Genomic DNA, 16,695 nt, shown 5'->3' with positions numbered 1-16,695 from the left:
GTCGGACCACCGGTCTCAGAGTCCCGGCCGGTACCGCAGCGGATGGTCGGCCGGAGTCTCCACCAGGACGATGGGTGTGCCGTCGGGGTCGGCGGTCCACATCTCGATGAGGCCCCACGGCTCCCGCACCGGCGGCCGGACGATCTCGACGCCCTTGTCCCGCAGCTCCTGGTGGGCCGCCGCCACGTCCGCGACCTGGAGCCACAGCCGCGCCGCCGTGGCCGCAGGGGCCGCCGGGGTGTCGGACCGGCCGGACAGCTCCAGGAAGCCGCCGCCGAGGAAGTAGACGGTGCCGCGCTCCGGGCCGGTGCCGAACTCGCGGTACACGGCGAGGCCCAGTTGCTCGCCGTAGAAGGCGCGGGAGCGCTCGGGATCGGTGGGGCGCAGCAGAACGCGGCTGCCGAGTACATGCACCATGCGGCCGAGCGTAGCGGCCGGGTTAGTCTCTTCCGTGCCCTGGCCACGCCGGGAAGTGATGAAGAGGCGAGCGAGAAACCGGAGAAGTGCCCCATGGATACCGTCACCGAGAGCGCGCTGACCTTCCGCGACGCCGCCGACGCCGATGTGGACGAGCTCGTCGCGCTGATCGAGTCGGCGTACCGGGGTGACTCCAGCCGGGCCGGGTGGACCACCGAGGCGGACATCCTCGAGGGGCAGCGGACCGACGCCGAGGGGGTGCGGGAGGTCGTCGAGTCGCCGGACAGCCGGCTGCTGACGGTGGAGCGCGAGGGCCGGATCGTCGCCTGCTGCCAGCTCGAACACCGTGGCGACCACGCCTACTTCGGCATGTTCGCGGTCAGCCCCGACCTCCAGGGCGCCGGGCTCGGCAAGGCGATCATCGCGTACGCGGAGCGGCTGGTGCGCGAGACCTGGGGCGCGAACGAGATGCACATGACCGTGATCTCGGCGCGCGAGGACCTGATCGCCTGGTACGAGCGGCGCGGCTACCGCCGTACGGGAAGGACGACGCCCTTCCCGTACGGCGACGAGCGGTTCGGCATTCCGCTCCGTGCCGACCTGCGGTTCGAACTGCTGGTCAAGGAACTTGGCTGACGCCCCTCACGCGGTGAACCGGCCGGTGCGCTTGATCTCCGGGTAGTCGGTGGTCGCGCCGTCGAGCCCGAGGGCCCGGACCAGTCTGAGGTGGTCCTGCGTGTTCACCACCCAGCCGATGATCCTCAGGTCCGCCTTGCGGGCCCGCTCGACGATCTCCAGGGTGAGGCGGCGGATGTTCAGGCAGACGGTCGCCGCGCCGGCGCCGACCGCCCGCTCCACGACGTCCGTGCCGTAACGGCTGGCGACGAGCGCGGTGCGCACCCCGGGCACCAGGCGCGCGATCTCGGCGATCGCGTCGTCGTGGAACGAGGACACCTCGATCCGGTCCGCCAGGCCCCGCCGGTTCATCACCTCGGCCAGCGCCCTGGCCGCCTGTACGTCCTTGATCTCGGCCTGCAGCGGTACGTGGACGGCGTCCAGCACCTCCTCGAAGACGGGGACGTGCTCGCCGCGGCCGGCGTCCAGGGCGCGCAGTTCGGCGACGGTCCGGTCGGCGATCGGACCCGTGCCGTCCGTCGTGCGGTCCAGTTCCGCGTCGTGCATGACGACGAGCTCGCCGTCCTTGCTCAGATGCAGATCGAGTTCGATGACGTCCAGGCCGGCCTCCTGGGCGGCGACGAAGGACCGGATGGTGTTCTCGGGCTCGGCACCCATGACTCCGCGGTGACCGATGGTGAGGAAGTTCAAGATCCGACTCGCTTCCGTCGACGGCGGCGCAGGGCCGCGTCCCTACGGCCCTCCTGGACCGTATCGCCTGTGCCCGTTCCGTCCAGACACTGAACATCGTTTTTGAGGAGTGTCGTCCGCCCGTGCGATGGGCAGGAAGAAATGCGGTGACGACCGGGGTGGCGCAGGATAATTTGCGGAGACTCCCCTTGCTGGGAGAAACCCCGTACGTATACGGTCGTCGTACGCAGTTTCTTTGGCGGAGGATGGGACATGACGGAAGTTCTTGTGCAGGTGGGTGCGGAGAGAAACGTTCCTCCGGTGTCGAGGGTGGTCGAGCACCCGGCATGGCCCGTGCTCAAGGATGCCGTGCAGCGGATCCGGCCCTGGCAGGCGAAGGACGGCTCGATCGACTTCGACGCCGAGGACGCCCCGGCCCGCACCGAGGCCGAGGCCGAGGTGCGCCGGGTGACCGACGCGCTCGACGAGCTGTCCCCGCTGCTCCCGCACGACCGCGCCTACCACGAGGCCCTGGTGAAGGATCTGCGCCGCTGGGCCGAGGGCGGCTTCGAGGTGCCCGACTTCCTCGACTCGCTGCTGGCCTTCCAGCCCGCCGCGGGCCGCGAGGACGGCCTCCAGCACCTGGTCGTCTTCCCGATGTACACGCAGAACGGCAACCCCGACCGCAACCTCGAGGCGGTCGTGCTGCGCATGGTCTGGCCCGACTGGCTGGCCGAACTGGAGCGCACCCGCTACGACAACCCGCTGTTCTGCGGCATCACCTTCGAGGACTTCACCGCGGGCTACGACACCAACTCCGCGGTGCTCTTCCCCGAGACCATCGCCGTGCGCGAGGCCCCCGAGCGATTCACCTGGGGCGGCATCTTCTGCGACCGCGAGGCCGCCCGCTTCCGCCGCGTCACCGCCGCCGCCGTCGACATCCTGGGCCTGGAGCTGCCCGCGGACGTCGCCGCGATGGTGCACGACCAGAAGCGGTGTGAAGAGGCGTTTGTGCTCTGGGACATGGTGCACGACCGCACTCACAGCCACGGCGACCTGCCCTTCGACCCGTTCATGATCAAGCAGCGCCAGCCGTTCTGGATGTACGGCCTGGAGGAGCTGCGCTGCGACCTCACCGCCTTCAAGGAGGCCGTCAAGCTGGCCGGCGACGGCGTCCCGCAGGCACGTGACGTGCAGGTCGCGGTGCTGTTCGACCGGATGTTCCGCTTCCCGGTCACCGGTGAGCGGGTCCGCAACTACGACGGCCTCGGCGGTCAACTGCTCTTCGCCTACCTGCACAAGCACGATGTCGTCCGCTGGACCGACAACAAACTCAGCATCGACTGGGACCGTGCCCCCCAGGTCACCAACCAGCTGTGCGCCGAGATCGAGACGCTGTACCGCGACGGCATCGACCGCCCGAAACTCGTCCACTGGTTCGCCGGCTACGAACTGGTCTCCACCTACCTCTCCCCGCACCCGGGATCCAAGTGGGCCAAGGGCCCCGAGGCACTGGACCTGACGCAGCCGCCGCGGAAACTCGTCGATGACGTGCTTCCGGACGAGTTTCCGCTGAGCATGTTCTATGAGGCACTGTCCAAGAAGTTGAAGAACGTGATCGCTTCAACCCGGGGCATCACGGCGGACAGCGCCGAGCGGGTCGCCGCGTGAGCGATCTCGTTCACACCACTGCTCAGGAGGCGAGGACCATGGGGAACGGGGCGCTCGACGGTGCGGTGATCGCGGTGGCCGGCGCAGGAGGACCCGCGGGGCGCGCGACACTGCTCAGGCTGGCCGAGGCGGGGGCGACGGTGGTCGGCTCCGACAACGACCCGGAGCGACTGGCGGAGGCCGTGGACGCGGCGCGCTACGCGCACGGCGGCGCCACCGTCACCGGTGACACGGTCGACCTGCTCGACCTGGACTCCACCCGCGAGTGGGCCGCCCGCACCGAGAAGGAGTTCGGCCGGGTCGACGGACTGGTCCATCTGGTCGGTGGCTGGCGCGGCAGCGAAACCTTCACCAAGACCAAACTGGACGACTGGGACCTGCTGGAGCTGCTGCTGGTACGCACCGTGCTGCACACCTCCCTCGCCTTCCACGAGGCGCTCCAGCGCAGCGACCGCGGCCGGTACGTCCTGATCAGCGCGGCCGGCGCCAGCAAGCCCACCGCGGGCAACGCCGCCTACGCCGCCGCCAAGGCCGCCGCCGAGGCGTGGACGCTGGCCATGGCCGACTACTTCCGCAAGGCGGGGGGCGAGCAGGGGCCCACATCGGCGGCTGCGATCCTGGTGGTGAAGGCGTTGGTGCACGACGCGATGCGTGCCGACCGCCCCAACGCGAAGTTCGCGGGCTTCACGGACGTCAAGGACCTCGCCGAGGCCATCGCCGGCGTCTGGGACAAGCCCGCCGCGGAAGTGAACGGAACCCGTCTGTGGCTCACCGAGAAGCCGTGAACCCACCCAGGACCGACGCACGTCGTCATCACGACCCGGACGTCCGCGGTTTCGCCAGCGACAACTACGCCGGGGCCCACCCGGAGGTGCTCGCCGCCCTGGCCCTGGCCAACGGCGGACACCAGGTCGCGTACGGCGAGGACGCGTACACGGAGAACCTCCAGCAGGTGATCCGCAGCCACTTCGGCCCCACCGCCGAGGCCTTCCCGGTCTTCAACGGCACCGGCGCCAACGTCGTCGCGCTCCAGGCGGTCACCGACCGCTGGGGCGCGGTGATCTGCGCCGAGAGCGCCCACATCAACGTGGACGAGGGCGGGGCACCGGAGCGGGTCGGCGGCATCAAGCTGCTCACCGTGCCCACCCCGGACGGCAAGCTCACCCCCGAGCTGATCGACCGGCAGGCGTACGGCTGGGAGGACGAGCACCGTGCCATGCCGCAGGTGGTGTCCATAGCCCAGGCCACCGAACTGGGCACGGTGTACACGCCGGACGAGATCCGTGCCCTCTGCGAGCACGCGCACGCCCGGGGCATGAAGGTGCACGTCGACGGCTCCCGGCTGGCCAACGCCGCCGCCACCCTGGACGTGCCGATGCGCACCTTCACCAACGCGGCCGGCGTCGACCTGCTCTCGTTGGGCGGCACCAAGAACGGCGCCCTGTTCGGCGAGGCCGTCGTCGTACTGAACCCGGACGGCATCCGGCACATGAAGCACCTGCGCAAGCTCTCCATGCAGCTCGCCTCGAAGATGCGCTTCGTCTCGGTGCAGTTGGAGGCCCTGCTGGCCCGGGACCTGTGGCTGCGCAACGCCCGGCACGCCAACGAGATGGCCCAGCGCCTCGCCGAGGGCGTACGCGCCGTGCACGGCGTGGAGATCCTCCACCCGGTACAGGCCAACGCGGTCTTCGCCCGCCTGCCGCACGACGTGAGCGAGCGGCTGCAGAAGCGCTTCCGCTTCTACTTCTGGGACGAGGCCGTCGGCGACGTCCGCTGGATGTGCGCCTTCGACACGACCGAGGACGACGTGGACACGTTCGTGGGGGCGCTCAAGGAGGAGATGGCGCGCGCGTAGGGACTGCGTGGGTGTGCGGCCGATCGAGAACGCGTTGACTCCCGATCGGCCGCGCTCTTGCGGGTGAACCCCCCGTTCTTGCCATTCTCGAAGGGGGTTCGCCCGGGCTCAGCGTGCCTCGGCCGCGCGGACCTGTTCCGGCGTCGGGGCCGTCCCGCCGAGGTGCGCCGGCATCCACCAGGTGTCGTCCTGGCCCCTGGGGCGCACCGGGTAGGCGCGCTGCGCGGCCTCCAGCAGCTCCTGGACGCGCTCCCGCACCTGCCGGGTGATCGCGCCCGCGTACTTGTCCCTGGACGCCTCGAGCGCCTCACCGACACGGATGGTGATCGGGGTGTGGCTGCGCTTGAAGTTGCGGGGGTGGCCCTTGGTCCACAGCCGCTGGGTGCCCCACACCGCCATCGGGACCAGCGGCACGCCGGCCTCCTGCGCCAGGCGCGCGGCACCCGACTTGAAGCTCTTCAGCGTGAACGACTGCGAGATGGTCGCCTCCGGGAAGACCCCCACGATCTCGCCGGATCGCAGCGAGTCGAGCGCGTGCGCGTACGCCGTCTCGCCCTGCTTGCGGTCCACGGGGATGTGCTTCATCCCGCGCATCAGCGGGCCGGAGACCCGGTGCCGGAACACGGACTCCTTCGCCATGAAGCGCACGAGGCGCTTCTGCGGAAGGGCGGCGAGACCGTTGAAGACGAAGTCCAGGTAGCTGATGTGGTTGCTCACCAGCACGGCGCCGCCCGATCGCGGGATGTTCTCCGAACCCCGGCAGTCGATCTTGAGGTCCCACACCTTGAACAGAGTCTGGGCGAAACCGATCACGGGGCGGTAGACGAGTTCTGCCATGGGTGGGGTGGAACCCTTCCTGCTCTCTGTCTGGGAAGGGGACTCCCAGCCGAAGTTACGCAGCCGTAGGTTTACGGCTCGTCGCTGATGGTGCCCCAAGAACGACCGGCGAACCAGCCCTGACGGCCGCCTGCGGCGAGATTCTTGTCACGTCCACCCCCTTGATCCACCTCGGGCTTTTGCGTCGCCATTACCGCGCGCACCGTCATCCGCCGCAGGAGCAGGTACATCTCGCGGTCCTCCCGCGTCGATGTCCATGGATCACGTGTCCCGTACGGAAAACCCGTACGGGGCGCCGGGGAATCTTTACGGTCTCGTGAACGCTACGAAGAATCGATGACCGGACTGACCGGACTGACCGGACTGATGGTGTGTGCTGGTGCTCGCGGCGGCGAGTGCCCACGGAGTGCCGCCGCGGCGGCGGAGCGGGAGGGTACGGGTGCGCGGGCGGGACGACGGCAAGCGGCTCCGAGCGCCGGAGATCGGCGCGGAACTGGGTGAACGCGCCACGCTGGTGCAGTTCTCCAGCGCCTTCTGCGCGCCCTGCCGGGCGACCCGGCGGGTGCTCGGCGAGGTGGCCGGCCTGGTCCCGGGCGTGGCCCATGTGGAGATCGATGCCGAGGCCCACCTGGACCTCGTGCGCCGGCTCGAGATCCTCAAGACGCCGACGGTGCTGGTCCTCGACGCCGACGGCCGTGTCGTGCGGCGGGCCACCGGGCAGCCGCGCAAGGCCGATGTGATCGCCGCGCTGGGGGAGGCGGTGTGACGGGGGACGCCCCCCGGGGGGGGCATCTCCCACATCCCGGGACCGACTTGACGGTACGTGGTGCCTATCGTCAGCCTGACACCATGTCCTCGGAGTACTCGGAACTCCTTCACCCCCGGTGGGTGCCCGCCTCGCCGGAGCTGCTGCGCTCCGTCTTCCGGCAGCATGCGGCGGGCGTGGCGGTGATCACCGCGCGCGGGGAGTCCGGCGCGGTCGGCTTCACCGCCACCTCCCTCGCCTCGGTCTCGGCCGAGCCCCCCTTGCTCTCCTTCGGTGTCGGCACCGGAGGCGCCAGTTGGCCCGCCATCGCCGCGAGCGAGCACGTCGGGGTCCATGTGCTGGGCGAGCACCAGCGGGAGCTGGCGGCCACCTTCGCCAGCCCCGGCGCCGACCGCTTCGGCGCGGCCACCGCCTGGCACGAGGGCCCCGAGGGCGTCCCCGTGCTGGACGACGTCCTCGCCCGGGCGGTGTGCGCGGTGGTGACCCGCGTGCCCGCCGGCGACCACCGGATCGTGCTGGCCGAGGTCCTGCTCGGCGACCACACCGGCTCCGGTCGGCCCCTTGTCCACCATCAGGGCCGTTTCCGCGCACTGCGTGACTGACCTGGCCGGGGGTCCCTGCTGCGGGCCCGTCGGGTTCCGGTTACGCTGCGTTGCGAAGGTCACAGTTCAAAGCGCTTGCTCAGTGGGAAAGAACTGGGTGTACTGGCGAGTAATATTTAGTTGGGAAGAGTGCTTCGCCCCGATCGGGAACGGCCGTTTGAGGCGCTTATGCTGCCTGAAGGCAGGCAGCCAGAAATGACGATGCAGTAGGAGAGCCGGCGTGAGCTTGAGGATCGTTGTCACCGTGAAGTATGTGCCCGACGCCACGGGCGACCGGCGCTTCGCCGATGACCTGACCGTCGACCGCGACGACGTGGACGGTCTGCTCTCCGAGCTGGACGAGTACGCGGTCGAGCAGGCGCTGCAGATCTCGGAAGACCGTCAAGAAGCAGGCGACGACGTGGAGATCACCGTGCTGACGGTGGGTCCGGAGGACGCCAAGGACGCGCTGCGCAAGGCGCTGTCCATGGGCGCCGACAAGGCGATCCACGTCGAGGACGAGGACCTGCACGGCACCGACGCCATCGGCACCTCCCTGGTGCTGGCCAAGGCGATCGAGAAGGCCGGCTACGACCTGGTCATCTCCGGCATGGCCTCCACCGACGGTGTGATGGGCGTGGTCCCGGCGCTGCTGGCGGAGCGCCTGGGCGTGCCGCAGGTCACCCTGCTGTCGGAGGTGGCGGTCGAGGACGGCACCGTCACCGGCCGCCGGGACGGCGACGCCGCGACCGAGCAGCTCGAGGCGTCCCTGCCGGCCGTCGTGTCGGTCACCGACCAGTCGGGCGAGGCGCGCTACCCGTCGTTCAAGGGCATCATGGCGGCGAAGAAGAAGCCGGTGACCTCCTGGGACCTGTCCGACCTCGACCTCGAGGCCGACGAGGTCGGCCTGGCCGGCGCCTACACGGTCGTGGAGTCGGCGGCCGAGCGCCCGGCCCGCACCGCGGGCACGATCGTCAAGGACGAGGGCGAGGGCGGCAAGCAGCTCGCCGAGTTCCTCGCGAGCCAGAAGTTCGTCTGAGCCACGAGGCTCGAGCTCGCTTCCCGCCCCTCATACTTCGCAAGCAGGAGAGAAGAAGTCCCATGGCTGAAGTTCTCGTCTACGTCGACCACGCGGACGGCGCGGTCCGCAAGCCGACCCTGGAGCTGCTGACCCTGGCCCGCCGCATCGGCGAGCCGGTCGCCGTCGCGCTGGGCGCCGGCGCCGCCGACACCGCCGCCGTGCTGGCCGAGCACGGCGCGGCCAAGGTCCTCACCCACGAGGCCGCCGAGTACGCCGACTACCTGGTCGTGCCGAAGGTGGACGCCCTGCAGGCCGCGGCCGCGGCCGTCTCCCCGGCCGCCGTGCTGGTCTCCTCGTCCGCCGAGGGCAAGGAGATCGCGGCCCGCCTCGCGCTGCGCCTGGGCTCGGGCGTCATCACCGACGCCGTCGACCTGGAGGCCGGCGACGAGGGTCCGGTCGCCGTCCAGTCGGTGTTCGCCGCCGCCTTCACCACCCGCTCCCGTGTCTGCCGGGGCACCCCGGTCATCACGGTCAAGCCCAACAGCGCGGCCGTGGAGCCGGCCCCGGCCGCCGGTGCGGTGGAGGCGCTGTCGGTGACCTTCTCCGCGCAGGCGACCGGCACCAAGGTCGTGGCGCGGACGCCGCGGGAGTCGACGGGCCGTCCGGAGCTGACCGAGGCCGCGATCGTGGTCTCCGGTGGCCGCGGTGTCAACGGCGCGGAGAACTTCGCGGTCATCGAGGCGCTGGCCGACTCCCTGGGCGCGGCCGTGGGTGCCTCGCGTGCCGCGGTGGACGCGGGCTGGTACCCGCACACCAGCCAGGTCGGCCAGACCGGCAAGAGCGTGTCGCCGCAGCTGTACGTGGCCGCCGGTATCTCCGGGGCGATCCAGCACCGGGCGGGCATGCAGACCTCGAAGACGATCGTGGCGGTCAACAAGGACGCCGAGGCCCCGATCTTCGACCTGGTCGACTACGGCGTGGTCGGCGACCTGTTCGACGTCGTCCCGCAGCTCACCGAGGAGATCAAGGCCCGCAAGGGCTGACCCTCCCGTACGAGGCCCCCGCGACCGCACCTCGAGTCCCCGTGGTCGTGGGGGCCTCGGCCTGTCCCGGCACTTCCTGGTCCGGTACGGCGCCGTCTACCCCAAGGTGAGCGACGCCTGCACCGGCAGATGGTCGCTCGGGAACCGGCCGTCCAGGGCGAAGGTGTTGACCGAGGCGCGGTGCACCGCGGCGCCGGGTGTGGTCAGGATCCAGTCGATGCGGGCACCGCCCGGGACCAGCGGCCCGTACCCGTGGAACGTCCCGTAGGGCTCGCCCCGGTCGGCCGCCGCGTCCCAGGTGTCGACGAGGCCGGCGTCCAGCAGAGTGTCGTACACCGGGTTCCCGTGGGCGGCGACGTTGAAGTCCCCCGTCACGACCACCGGCAGGGAGCGCGCGAGCCCGGCGACGCGCTCGGCGATCAGGGCGGCGGCCCGCTCGCGTGCGTACTGGCTGGCGTTGTCCAGGTGGGTGTTGAGGACGTAGAACTCCCGGTCACCGGCGCGCAGATCGCGGAAGCGGACCCAGGTGACCATGCGGAGGTGGGCGCTGCCCCAGGTGTTCGAGGCGATCGTGTACGGCGTGTCGGACAGCCAGAAGTGGTCGTACTCCAGCGGGGCGAGCCGGTGGGTGTCGTAGAGGACCGCCATGAACTCGTCGCGGCTGCCGCCCGCCCGGCCGGTGCCGATCCAGCCGTAGGACGGCCCCAGGTCGGCCTCGATGTCGCGCAGTTGCTGGTGGAGGCCCTCCTGGGTGCCGATGACGTGCGGCTGCTCGCGGCGCAGCAGCCGGCGTGTCACGGGTCTGCGGGCGGCCCAGCTGTGGGGTTCCGCCGTACTCGCGAAGCGCAGGTTGAACGACATGACCTCCAGCGGCCGGCCCGGACGTCCCCGGGCCGAGGCGGGCTCGGGAGGCAGCGCTGTACTGGAGAACGGGAGCGCGACGGAGGCGGCGAGCGCGGTTCTCAGTCCCAGGCGGCGCGTGACTCGGCTGTGGTTCGGCACAGAAGCTCCTTCGCTGGTGCCGTGCGGCGGTTTCCGGGCGAGTCGGACGGAGGAAGCGAATACAGACAGTGCCAGATGCACGGGGGGCATGCCGAGACGGTGGAGTGGATCGGGGCGCGAGCGGGGCGTAAGACGGTGTTGACCGGTCCGGGGACCGCCCGATAGCTTCGTTCAACGGATTGTTGATTCCGTGCCGCGGAAGATTGGGCGGGTGTGGGATGACCCAGGACCGGCAGGAGCAGGTCGCGACGAGCCTCACGGAAGCCGTCGGCACGGAGATCGGCACCTTCCTGGCGCCCGTCGACGCCGAACTGGAGCGGCGCTACCCCGGAGACCCCGGCACCCGTCAGCCCGTCCACACCGTCTACGTCCCTGGTGACGCCTTCACCGCCGGGACCCTCCGCTCCTGGGGCGACCAGGCCCTGGCCGCGCTTGACGAACACGCCCCGGACGCCGCCTCGTTCGCCGACGCCATCGGGCTGGACCCCGCACTCGCCGAGGACGTGTACGGTCGCGTCCGCTCGAAGCTGGAGCGCGAGCCCGTCGAGGATCTGCGCGTCGACTTCGAGGACGGCTACGGCAGCCGCCCCGACGCCGAGGAGGACGAGACCGCCGCCCGCGCGGCCCGGCTGATCGCCGAGGCGTACCGGAACGGCACGGCCGCCCCCTGCATGGGCATCCGGATGAAGTGCCTCGAGGCCGCCGTGCGCGACCGGGGCATCCGTACCCTCGACATCTTCCTGACCGGCCTGGCCGAGGCCGGCCCGCTGCCCGCCGGGTTGGTGCTGACACTGCCCAAGGTCACTTGTCCCGAGCAGGTCACCGCCATGGTGCGGCTCCTCGAGGCGTTCGAGAAGGCGCGCGGTCTCGAGCCCGGCCGGCTCGGCTTCGAGATCCAGATCGAGACCAGCCAGGCCATCCTCGCAGCCGACGGCACCGCCACCGTCGCCCGGATGATCCAGGCCGCCGGGGGCCGCGCCACCGGACTGCACTACGGCACTTTCGACTACAGCGCCTGCCTCGGTGTCTCCGCGGCCCACCAGGCCAGTGACCACCCAGCCGCCGACCACGCCAAGGCCGTCATGCAGGTCGCCGCCGCGGGCACCGGCGTACGTGTCTCGGACGGCTCCACCAACGTCCTGCCCGTCGGCCCGACCGCACAGGTCCACGCGGCCTGGCGGCTGCACCACCGCCTCACCCGCCGCGCCCTCGCCCGTGCCTACTACCAGGGCTGGGACATGCACCCCGGTCACCTGCCCACCCGTTACGCGGCCGTCTTCGCCTTCTACCGCGAGGGCTTCGAGCAGGCGGCCGCCCGGCTCGCCCGGTACGTCACCCGGACCGCCGGTGACGTCATGGACGAGCCCGCCACCGCGAAGGCCCTCGCCGGACACCTGCTGCGCGGCTTGGATTGCGGCGCCCTGGACATCGCCGAGGTCGCGCGGGCGACCGGCCTCACCCGCGCCGACCTTGAGGGCTTCGCCTCCCCGCGCCGCGGCAACCTGGAGGCGTCCGCCCGGTAGCCCCGTCGTCGGCGTCGGCTACGTGCGGGGCGGCGACAACGACGCACCGGTGTCCGGGCTCCCCGTCCGCTGAGACCGTACGTACCGCTCCAGACCCGACGCCGTCACCAGGTGCTCCTCGGCGAACACCCTCGTGCCCCGTGCGCACAGCAGCCGGTCGGCACGGGCCCGCGCACTGAACTGTTCGGCGGAGACGCCGAACAGTTCCCGCAACCTCCTTGATCCCATGAGGAGTTCGGTGAGCAGGGGGCGCTGCCCGCAGTGGGTGCGCGGGGCTCCGGTGCCGTCGTGGAGGACGCCGTGCCGGTTGACGTAGGCGTGGGCGCCGTGGAGCGGGGTGCCGTCGGGGAGCGCCACGCGGACGTCGGGTGCGGGCAGCCAGGCGCGGTCGTAGTTGCCGTCCGGCAGCGGCACGCCCTCGCTCGCGTCGATCACCGAGAGCTGCTCGGCGTCGAGCCAGATCACGAACAACTCCCGTTCGACGCCAGGGGCCTTGACCGGAGAAGCGGACACATAGCCCATCCGGCTCACATGAGCCGAGACACCCACGTCGACACCGGACGCCCGGGACCGCACCATGGGGACGGGTGAGGCAATTCCGAACCGGGCCAGCTTGTACCGCAATTGGCCGGGGCTGGCGTTGGAACCGAGGGCGAGGACGGGCACCCGGTCCTCGTGGACCAGGCGGTCCAGCGGCAGCAGCCGGTCCCCGTCGAGCAGCGCCGACTCCCGTGGCCACGGCCCCGGATACAGCAACGGATGCTCACGCGGCGCCTCGGCCAGGCCCAGCGCCCGCAGTGTGCGTCCTGCGGGGCCCGGGTCGCCGGTGCGGTCCTCGGCGGACACCGCGGGCTCAGTCCGCCGGGGGCAGCTCGCCGGAGCCGCGGGTGATCAGCCGGGTCGGCAGCTCGATGCGCTCGGGGGCGAGCAGGGTGCCGTCCAACTGGCGGAAGAGGCGCTCGGCCGCGGTCCGGCCGAGGGCCGCCGCGTCCTGGGCGACGACCGTGACGCCCGGCCGGAGCAGATCGGCGAGTTCGATGTCGTCGAAGCCGACGAGCGCGACCTGGCGGGACTGCTCGGTCAGGACCCGGATCACGGTGACGGTCACCCGGTTGTTGCCCGCGAAGACCGCGGTGACCGGATTCGGGTGGGAGAGCATCTCCTCGGTGGCCCGGCGCACCCGCTCGGGGCCGGTGACGCCGAGGGAGATCCAGGCGTCCTCCACCTGTATGCCCGCGTCCTCCATGGCGGCGCGGTAGCCGCGCAGCCGCTCGGACGCGGTGTGGATGCCGGGCATGTCACCGATGAAACCGATTCTCCGGTGCCCGTGGGCGATCAGATGCGCCACGCCGTCACGGGCACCGCCGAAGTTGTCCGAGAGGACGACGTCGGCGTCGATGCGGCCGGCCGGCCGGTCCACGAAGACCGTGGCGACGCCCGCCTTGAGTTCCGGTTCGAGGTACCGGTGGTCGTCACCGGCCGGAATCACCACCAGCCCGTCCACCCGGCGGGCGCACAGCGCCAGCACCAGCTCCTGTTCGCGGTCGGCGTCCTCCGCGCTGGAGCCGTTGATCAGCAGCGCGCCGTGCGCGCGGGCGACCTCCTCGACCGCCCGGCTCAGCGGACCGTAGAACGGGTCCGCGAGATCCTCCAGGACCAGGCCGACACTGGCGGTGCTGCCCTTGCGGAGCACCCGGGCACTGTCGTTGCGGCGGAAGCCGAGGGCGTCGATGGACTCCTGCACCCGGCGCTCCGTCTCCGGCGTGACGCCGGGCTCGCCGTTGACCACTCGCGAGACCGTCTTCAGGCCGACCCCGGCGCGGGCCGCCACGTCCTTCATGGTCGGCCGGTTGCCGTAACGGGACCCTGAGAGGCGGTTGGTGCGACGGGGCGTCTCCGGCACGGTGCGGTGTCCTGTCCTGTCGATCATGGGATGCGTGGATCCATGGGCTTGTATGAGGATGTGGCGTCGAGCATAGGGCCTGGACAACGTTGTCAGGCTCGGGGGACACTGTCCACCGCGCACTCCGGCCCGCAGATCACCGCGAGATCGAGGTGTGGCTCGCCCTGTGTGTCGGTTCCTGGCCGGGCATGGGTCATTTCGGCGCGTTTTTGATGGTTGACGGGGAGATCCGACACTGATGCACACCGACCTCGTGGCCGCGCTCGACATCGGCGGTACCAAGATCGCCGGCGCACTGGTGGACGGCCGTGGCCGGATCCTGGTCCGTGCCCAGCGGCCGACGCCCGCCGAGGAGGACGGCGACACCGTGATGCGGGAGGTCAAGGCGGTGCTGGCGGAGCTCACCGCGTCCCCGCTGTGGGAGAACGCGGGCGCGGTCGGCATCGGCAGCGCGGGCCCCGTGGACGCCTCGGCGGGCACCGTGAGCCCGGTGAACGTGCCCGGCTGGCGCGACTACCCGCTGGTCGCCGGGGTCCGGGCGGCGACCGGCGGGCTGCCCGTGGAACTGATCGGCGACGGTGTGGCGATCACCGCGGCCGAACACTGGCAGGGCGCCGCCCGCGGCCATGACAACGCGCTGTGCATGGTCGTCTCGACCGGGGTCGGCGGCGGACTGGTGCTGGGCGGCCGGCTGCACCCCGGACCGACCGGCAACGCGGGGCACATCGGCCACATCAGCGTGGATCTCGACGGCGACCCGTGCCCGTGCGGCTCACGCGGCTGCGTGGAACGCATCGCGAGCGGCCCCAACATCGCCCGACGGGCCCTGGAGAACGGCTGGCGCCCCGGACCGGACGGCGACACCTCCGCCGCCGCGGTGGCCGCCGCCGCCCGGGCCGGGGACCCGGTGGCCGTGGCGTCGTTCGCCCGGGCCGCGCGGGCACTGGCCGCCGGGATCGCGGCCACCGCGACCCTCGTCGAGATCGACATCGCCGTGGTCGGCGGGGGAGTGGGCAAGGCGGGCGAGGTCCTCTTCGCGCCGTTGCGGCAGGCCCTGGCCGAGTACGCGACCCTGTCCTTCGTCCAGCGGCTCGTGGTGACCCCGGCGCAGATGGGCACCGACGCCGGCCTGGTGGGCGCGGCGGCCGCGGCGCTGGCGAAGCGGAAGGCCCCGGCCGCCGCGGGCGTCTGAGGGGCGGCCGGCCCCACGCACCACGCCGTATCCCCCGCGCCGCGTGACCCCGAGGCGGTTTCGGCAGTTGAGCCCGGCATGAAGAAGCGCAGCATGCTCGCCATCGCCTCCCTCACCACCGGCTTCGTCGTCGCGGCCATCACCCCGTCTCACGCGCTCGGTGAGAGCCTCGACGGCCTTCCCGTCGGCGACACCCTCGGCACCCTCGACCAGACCGTCGCCGACGAGAGCCCGCTCCTCGCCGACGACGACCGGGAGGCCAGGGGCTGACGGGCCCACCACGAGATCCACGGCGCCGGCGCCTCGGAAGGGGGCGTCGGCGCCGGCGGTGTGCGTTCTCAACTGGGGCTGGTTTCCGTGGCAGGGTGGAGCGGGCAAGCCACAGGGGGCCAACAGAAGAGGGGGAACCGTGATCGTCTGGATCAACGGTGCGTTCGGTGCGGGCAAGACGACGACCGCACGGGAACTGATCGAACTGATCCCGAACAGCGCGCTCTTCGACCCCGAGGTCATCGGCGGGGCGCTGGGCCATCTGCTTCCGCCCAAACACCTCGCCGAGGTCGGCGACTACCAGGACCTTCCCATCTGGCGCCGGCTGGTGATCGACACGGCGGCGGCGATGCTCGCCGAACTCGGCGGGACCCTCGTCGTTCCGATGACCCTACTGAGACAGGAGTACCGGGACGAGATCTTCGGCGGCCTCGCGGCCCGCCGCATTCCGGTCCGGCATGTTCTCCTCACTCCGGCGGAAACGATCCTGCGCGAGCGGATAGCGGGCCGGGAGGTCCCACCGGACCTCCCGGACGGCGAGATGCGGGTACGGCAGTGGGCCTACGACCACATCGAGCCGTACCGGGCGGCCCTGGCCTCCTGGCTCACCGCCGACGCCTACCCGGTCGACACCGGCCCGCTGACTCCGTACGCCACCGCCGTCCGCATCGCCGAGGCGGTCGGCAACGGAGAGGTGCCCGCCTGCGACATCGTGCAGACACCCGAGCCGACCGCCGAGACCGTGGCCGCCGGTGTCCTCCTCTTCGACGAGCGGGACAGAGTGCTCCTCGTCGACCCGACCTACAAGCCGGGCTGGGAGTTCCCGGGCGGGGTCGTCGAACCCGGTGAGGCACCCGCGCGGGCGGGCATGCGCGAGGTCGCCGAGGAGACCGGGATCCGCCTCGACGACGTACCGGCACTGCTCGTCGTCGACTGGGAACCACCCGCACCGCCCGCCTACGGCGGTCTGCGTCTGCTCTTCGACGGCGGTCGCCTCGCCGCCGCCGACGCCGCGCGGCTGCTGCTGCCCGGCCCCGAACTGCGCGACTGGCGCTTCGTCTCCGAGACGGAGGCCGCCGACATGCTGCCCCCGGTGCGCTACGAGCGCCTCCGCCGCGCCCTGCGGGCGCGGGAACGCGGGAAGGCCATGTACCTGGAAGCAGGGGTACCGGTCGGCTGAGGAGAGGACGCGGGACGACGGCGGGCCGCTCGGCCCCCGTGGGCTCAGCGGGACGCCCCGCCGCGTCCACCGCCCGCGCGGAGCGCTGCCGCCGCGCGTGTGTCCGGATGCGCGCACGGCGGCGACGCG

Annotated in this window: 18 protein-coding genes and 1 pseudogene; 12 read left to right on the top strand and 7 right to left on the bottom strand. The window is 71.5% G+C overall.

All coding sequences use genetic code 11. The features are described 5' to 3' along the window. Positions 1-15 precede the first annotated feature (15 nt). A complete protein-coding gene (locus AB0I73_RS02170) occupies positions 16-417 on the bottom strand; it encodes a VOC family protein (RefSeq protein WP_363032829.1) in 402 nt (133 codons plus the stop codon). 93 nt (positions 418-510) lie between these two features. Here AB0I73_RS02170 and AB0I73_RS02165 point away from each other — a divergent pair, with 93 nt between their 5' ends. Then, positions 511-1,053 (top strand): GNAT family N-acetyltransferase, encoded by a 543-nt coding sequence (locus AB0I73_RS02165; RefSeq protein ID WP_363032827.1) that lies wholly within the window; start codon positions 511-513, stop codon positions 1,051-1,053. Positions 1,054-1,059: 6 nt separating this feature from the next. Here the strand turns inward: AB0I73_RS02165 and AB0I73_RS02160 are convergent, their stop codons facing one another. Beyond that, positions 1,060-1,743, bottom strand: a complete 684-nt coding sequence (locus AB0I73_RS02160; RefSeq protein ID WP_363032825.1) for a glycerophosphodiester phosphodiesterase family protein — start codon at positions 1,741-1,743, stop codon at positions 1,060-1,062. A gap of 252 nt (positions 1,744-1,995) precedes the next feature. Between AB0I73_RS02160 and AB0I73_RS02155 the strand changes: the two genes are divergently transcribed. Genes AB0I73_RS02155 through AB0I73_RS02145 form a run of 3 tightly spaced genes read left to right on the top strand, consistent with a single transcriptional unit; the run spans position 1,996 to position 5,248 of the window. Then, entirely contained in the window at positions 1,996-3,393 is a 1,398-nt protein-coding gene (locus AB0I73_RS02155; protein ID WP_363032823.1) for a DUF6421 family protein, read from the top strand. Between the two features lie 38 nt (positions 3,394-3,431). Continuing rightward, complete coding sequence (locus tag AB0I73_RS02150) at positions 3,432-4,178, top strand: SDR family NAD(P)-dependent oxidoreductase (RefSeq protein WP_363032961.1); 747 nt, start codon at positions 3,432-3,434, stop codon at positions 4,176-4,178. Beyond that, the gene (locus AB0I73_RS02145; protein WP_363032821.1) at positions 4,175-5,248 is read left to right on the top strand and encodes a low specificity L-threonine aldolase; all 1,074 of its coding nucleotides are present in this window, start codon (positions 4,175-4,177) and stop codon (positions 5,246-5,248) included. The genes AB0I73_RS02150 and AB0I73_RS02145 overlap by 4 nt, the downstream gene beginning before the upstream one ends. 108 nt (positions 5,249-5,356) lie before the next feature. Here the strand turns inward: AB0I73_RS02145 and AB0I73_RS02140 are convergent, their stop codons facing one another. Continuing rightward, entirely contained in the window at positions 5,357-6,085 is a 729-nt protein-coding gene (locus AB0I73_RS02140; protein WP_363032819.1) for a lysophospholipid acyltransferase family protein, read from the bottom strand. A gap of 71 nt (positions 6,086-6,156) precedes the next feature. Then, on the bottom strand, positions 6,157-6,315 hold the full coding sequence (locus tag AB0I73_RS02135; protein WP_363032817.1) for a hypothetical protein: 159 nt from the start codon (positions 6,313-6,315) through the stop codon (positions 6,157-6,159). Between the two features lie 124 nt (positions 6,316-6,439). Here AB0I73_RS02135 and AB0I73_RS02130 point away from each other — a divergent pair. The 4 genes and pseudogenes from AB0I73_RS02130 (at position 6,440) to AB0I73_RS02115 (ending at position 9,496) form a co-directional block, all read left to right on the top strand. Then, positions 6,440-6,851, top strand: a pseudogene (locus AB0I73_RS02130) (thioredoxin family protein). Between the two features lie 83 nt (positions 6,852-6,934). Further along, positions 6,935-7,453 (top strand): flavin reductase family protein, encoded by a 519-nt coding sequence (locus tag AB0I73_RS02125; RefSeq protein WP_363032815.1) that lies wholly within the window; start codon positions 6,935-6,937, stop codon positions 7,451-7,453. A gap of 220 nt (positions 7,454-7,673) precedes the next feature. Next, positions 7,674-8,471, top strand: coding sequence for an electron transfer flavoprotein subunit beta/FixA family protein (locus AB0I73_RS02120; RefSeq protein ID WP_363032813.1), 798 nt, complete (start codon positions 7,674-7,676; stop codon positions 8,469-8,471). Between the two features lie 62 nt (positions 8,472-8,533). Beyond that, positions 8,534-9,496, top strand: coding sequence for an electron transfer flavoprotein subunit alpha/FixB family protein (locus AB0I73_RS02115; protein WP_363032811.1), 963 nt, complete (start codon positions 8,534-8,536; stop codon positions 9,494-9,496). Positions 9,497-9,592: 96 nt separating this feature from the next. Here the strand turns inward: AB0I73_RS02115 and AB0I73_RS02110 are convergent, their stop codons facing one another. Continuing rightward, a complete protein-coding gene (locus tag AB0I73_RS02110) occupies positions 9,593-10,498 on the bottom strand; it encodes an endonuclease/exonuclease/phosphatase family protein (RefSeq protein WP_363032809.1) in 906 nt (301 codons plus the stop codon). A gap of 218 nt (positions 10,499-10,716) precedes the next feature. On the opposite strand from AB0I73_RS02110, the gene AB0I73_RS02105 reads away from it, so the two are divergent. Next, complete coding sequence (locus tag AB0I73_RS02105; RefSeq protein ID WP_363032807.1) at positions 10,717-12,021, top strand: aldolase/citrate lyase family protein; 1,305 nt, start codon at positions 10,717-10,719, stop codon at positions 12,019-12,021. A gap of 18 nt (positions 12,022-12,039) precedes the next feature. Here the strand turns inward: AB0I73_RS02105 and AB0I73_RS02100 are convergent, their stop codons facing one another. Continuing rightward, positions 12,040-12,867 carry a hypothetical protein gene (locus tag AB0I73_RS02100; protein ID WP_363032805.1) on the bottom strand — a complete coding sequence of 276 codons (828 nt, stop codon included), beginning with the start codon at positions 12,865-12,867 and terminating at the stop codon, positions 12,040-12,042. Positions 12,868-12,874: 7 nt separating this feature from the next. Then, on the bottom strand, positions 12,875-13,951 hold the full coding sequence (locus tag AB0I73_RS02095; protein WP_363032803.1) for a LacI family DNA-binding transcriptional regulator: 1,077 nt from the start codon (positions 13,949-13,951) through the stop codon (positions 12,875-12,877). Between the two features lie 211 nt (positions 13,952-14,162). Here AB0I73_RS02095 and AB0I73_RS02090 point away from each other — a divergent pair, with 211 nt between their 5' ends. The 3 genes from AB0I73_RS02090 to AB0I73_RS02080 all read left to right on the top strand — a co-directional run bounded on the left by AB0I73_RS02090 (position 14,163) and on the right by AB0I73_RS02080 (position 16,566). Next, a complete protein-coding gene (locus AB0I73_RS02090; RefSeq protein WP_109382765.1) occupies positions 14,163-15,116 on the top strand; it encodes an ROK family protein in 954 nt (317 codons plus the stop codon). 78 nt (positions 15,117-15,194) lie between these two features. Further along, a complete protein-coding gene (locus AB0I73_RS02085) occupies positions 15,195-15,386 on the top strand; it encodes a hypothetical protein (protein WP_363032800.1) in 192 nt (63 codons plus the stop codon). 139 nt (positions 15,387-15,525) lie between these two features. Further along, on the top strand, positions 15,526-16,566 hold the full coding sequence (locus AB0I73_RS02080; protein ID WP_363032798.1) for an NUDIX domain-containing protein: 1,041 nt from the start codon (positions 15,526-15,528) through the stop codon (positions 16,564-16,566). Positions 16,567-16,695: the final 129 nt, after the last annotated feature.

It is taken from the genome of Streptomyces sp. NPDC050388, assembly GCF_040655635.1.
Taxonomy (GTDB): domain Bacteria; phylum Actinomycetota; class Actinomycetes; order Streptomycetales; family Streptomycetaceae; genus Streptomyces.
The sequence above is the reverse complement of the archived record's forward strand: the minus strand, read 5'-3'. Positions and strand labels throughout refer to the sequence as shown.

Bases quoted from the DNA above. Each gene is read 5' to 3' on its own strand.
- AB0I73_RS02170 (WP_363032829.1), bottom strand. From the start codon at position 417: ATGGTGCATGTACTCGGCAGCCGCGTTCTGCTGCGCCCCACCGATCCC.
- AB0I73_RS02165 (WP_363032827.1), top strand. From the start codon at position 511: ATGGATACCGTCACCGAGAGCGCGCTGACCTTCCGCGACGCCGCCGAC.
- AB0I73_RS02155 (WP_363032823.1), top strand. From the start codon at position 1,996: ATGACGGAAGTTCTTGTGCAGGTGGGTGCGGAGAGAAACGTTCCTCCG.
- AB0I73_RS02150 (WP_363032961.1), top strand. From the start codon at position 3,432: ATGGGGAACGGGGCGCTCGACGGTGCGGTGATCGCGGTGGCCGGCGCA.
- AB0I73_RS02140 (WP_363032819.1), bottom strand. From the start codon at position 6,085: ATGGCAGAACTCGTCTACCGCCCCGTGATCGGTTTCGCCCAGACTCTG.
- AB0I73_RS02135 (WP_363032817.1), bottom strand. From the start codon at position 6,315: ATGTACCTGCTCCTGCGGCGGATGACGGTGCGCGCGGTAATGGCGACG.
- AB0I73_RS02125 (WP_363032815.1), top strand. From the start codon at position 6,935: ATGTCCTCGGAGTACTCGGAACTCCTTCACCCCCGGTGGGTGCCCGCC.
- AB0I73_RS02115 (WP_363032811.1), top strand. From the start codon at position 8,534: ATGGCTGAAGTTCTCGTCTACGTCGACCACGCGGACGGCGCGGTCCGC.
- AB0I73_RS02105 (WP_363032807.1), top strand. From the start codon at position 10,717: ATGACCCAGGACCGGCAGGAGCAGGTCGCGACGAGCCTCACGGAAGCC.
- AB0I73_RS02095 (WP_363032803.1), bottom strand. From the start codon at position 13,951: ATGATCGACAGGACAGGACACCGCACCGTGCCGGAGACGCCCCGTCGC.
- AB0I73_RS02090 (WP_109382765.1), top strand. From the start codon at position 14,163: ATGCACACCGACCTCGTGGCCGCGCTCGACATCGGCGGTACCAAGATC.
- AB0I73_RS02085 (WP_363032800.1), top strand. From the start codon at position 15,195: ATGAAGAAGCGCAGCATGCTCGCCATCGCCTCCCTCACCACCGGCTTC.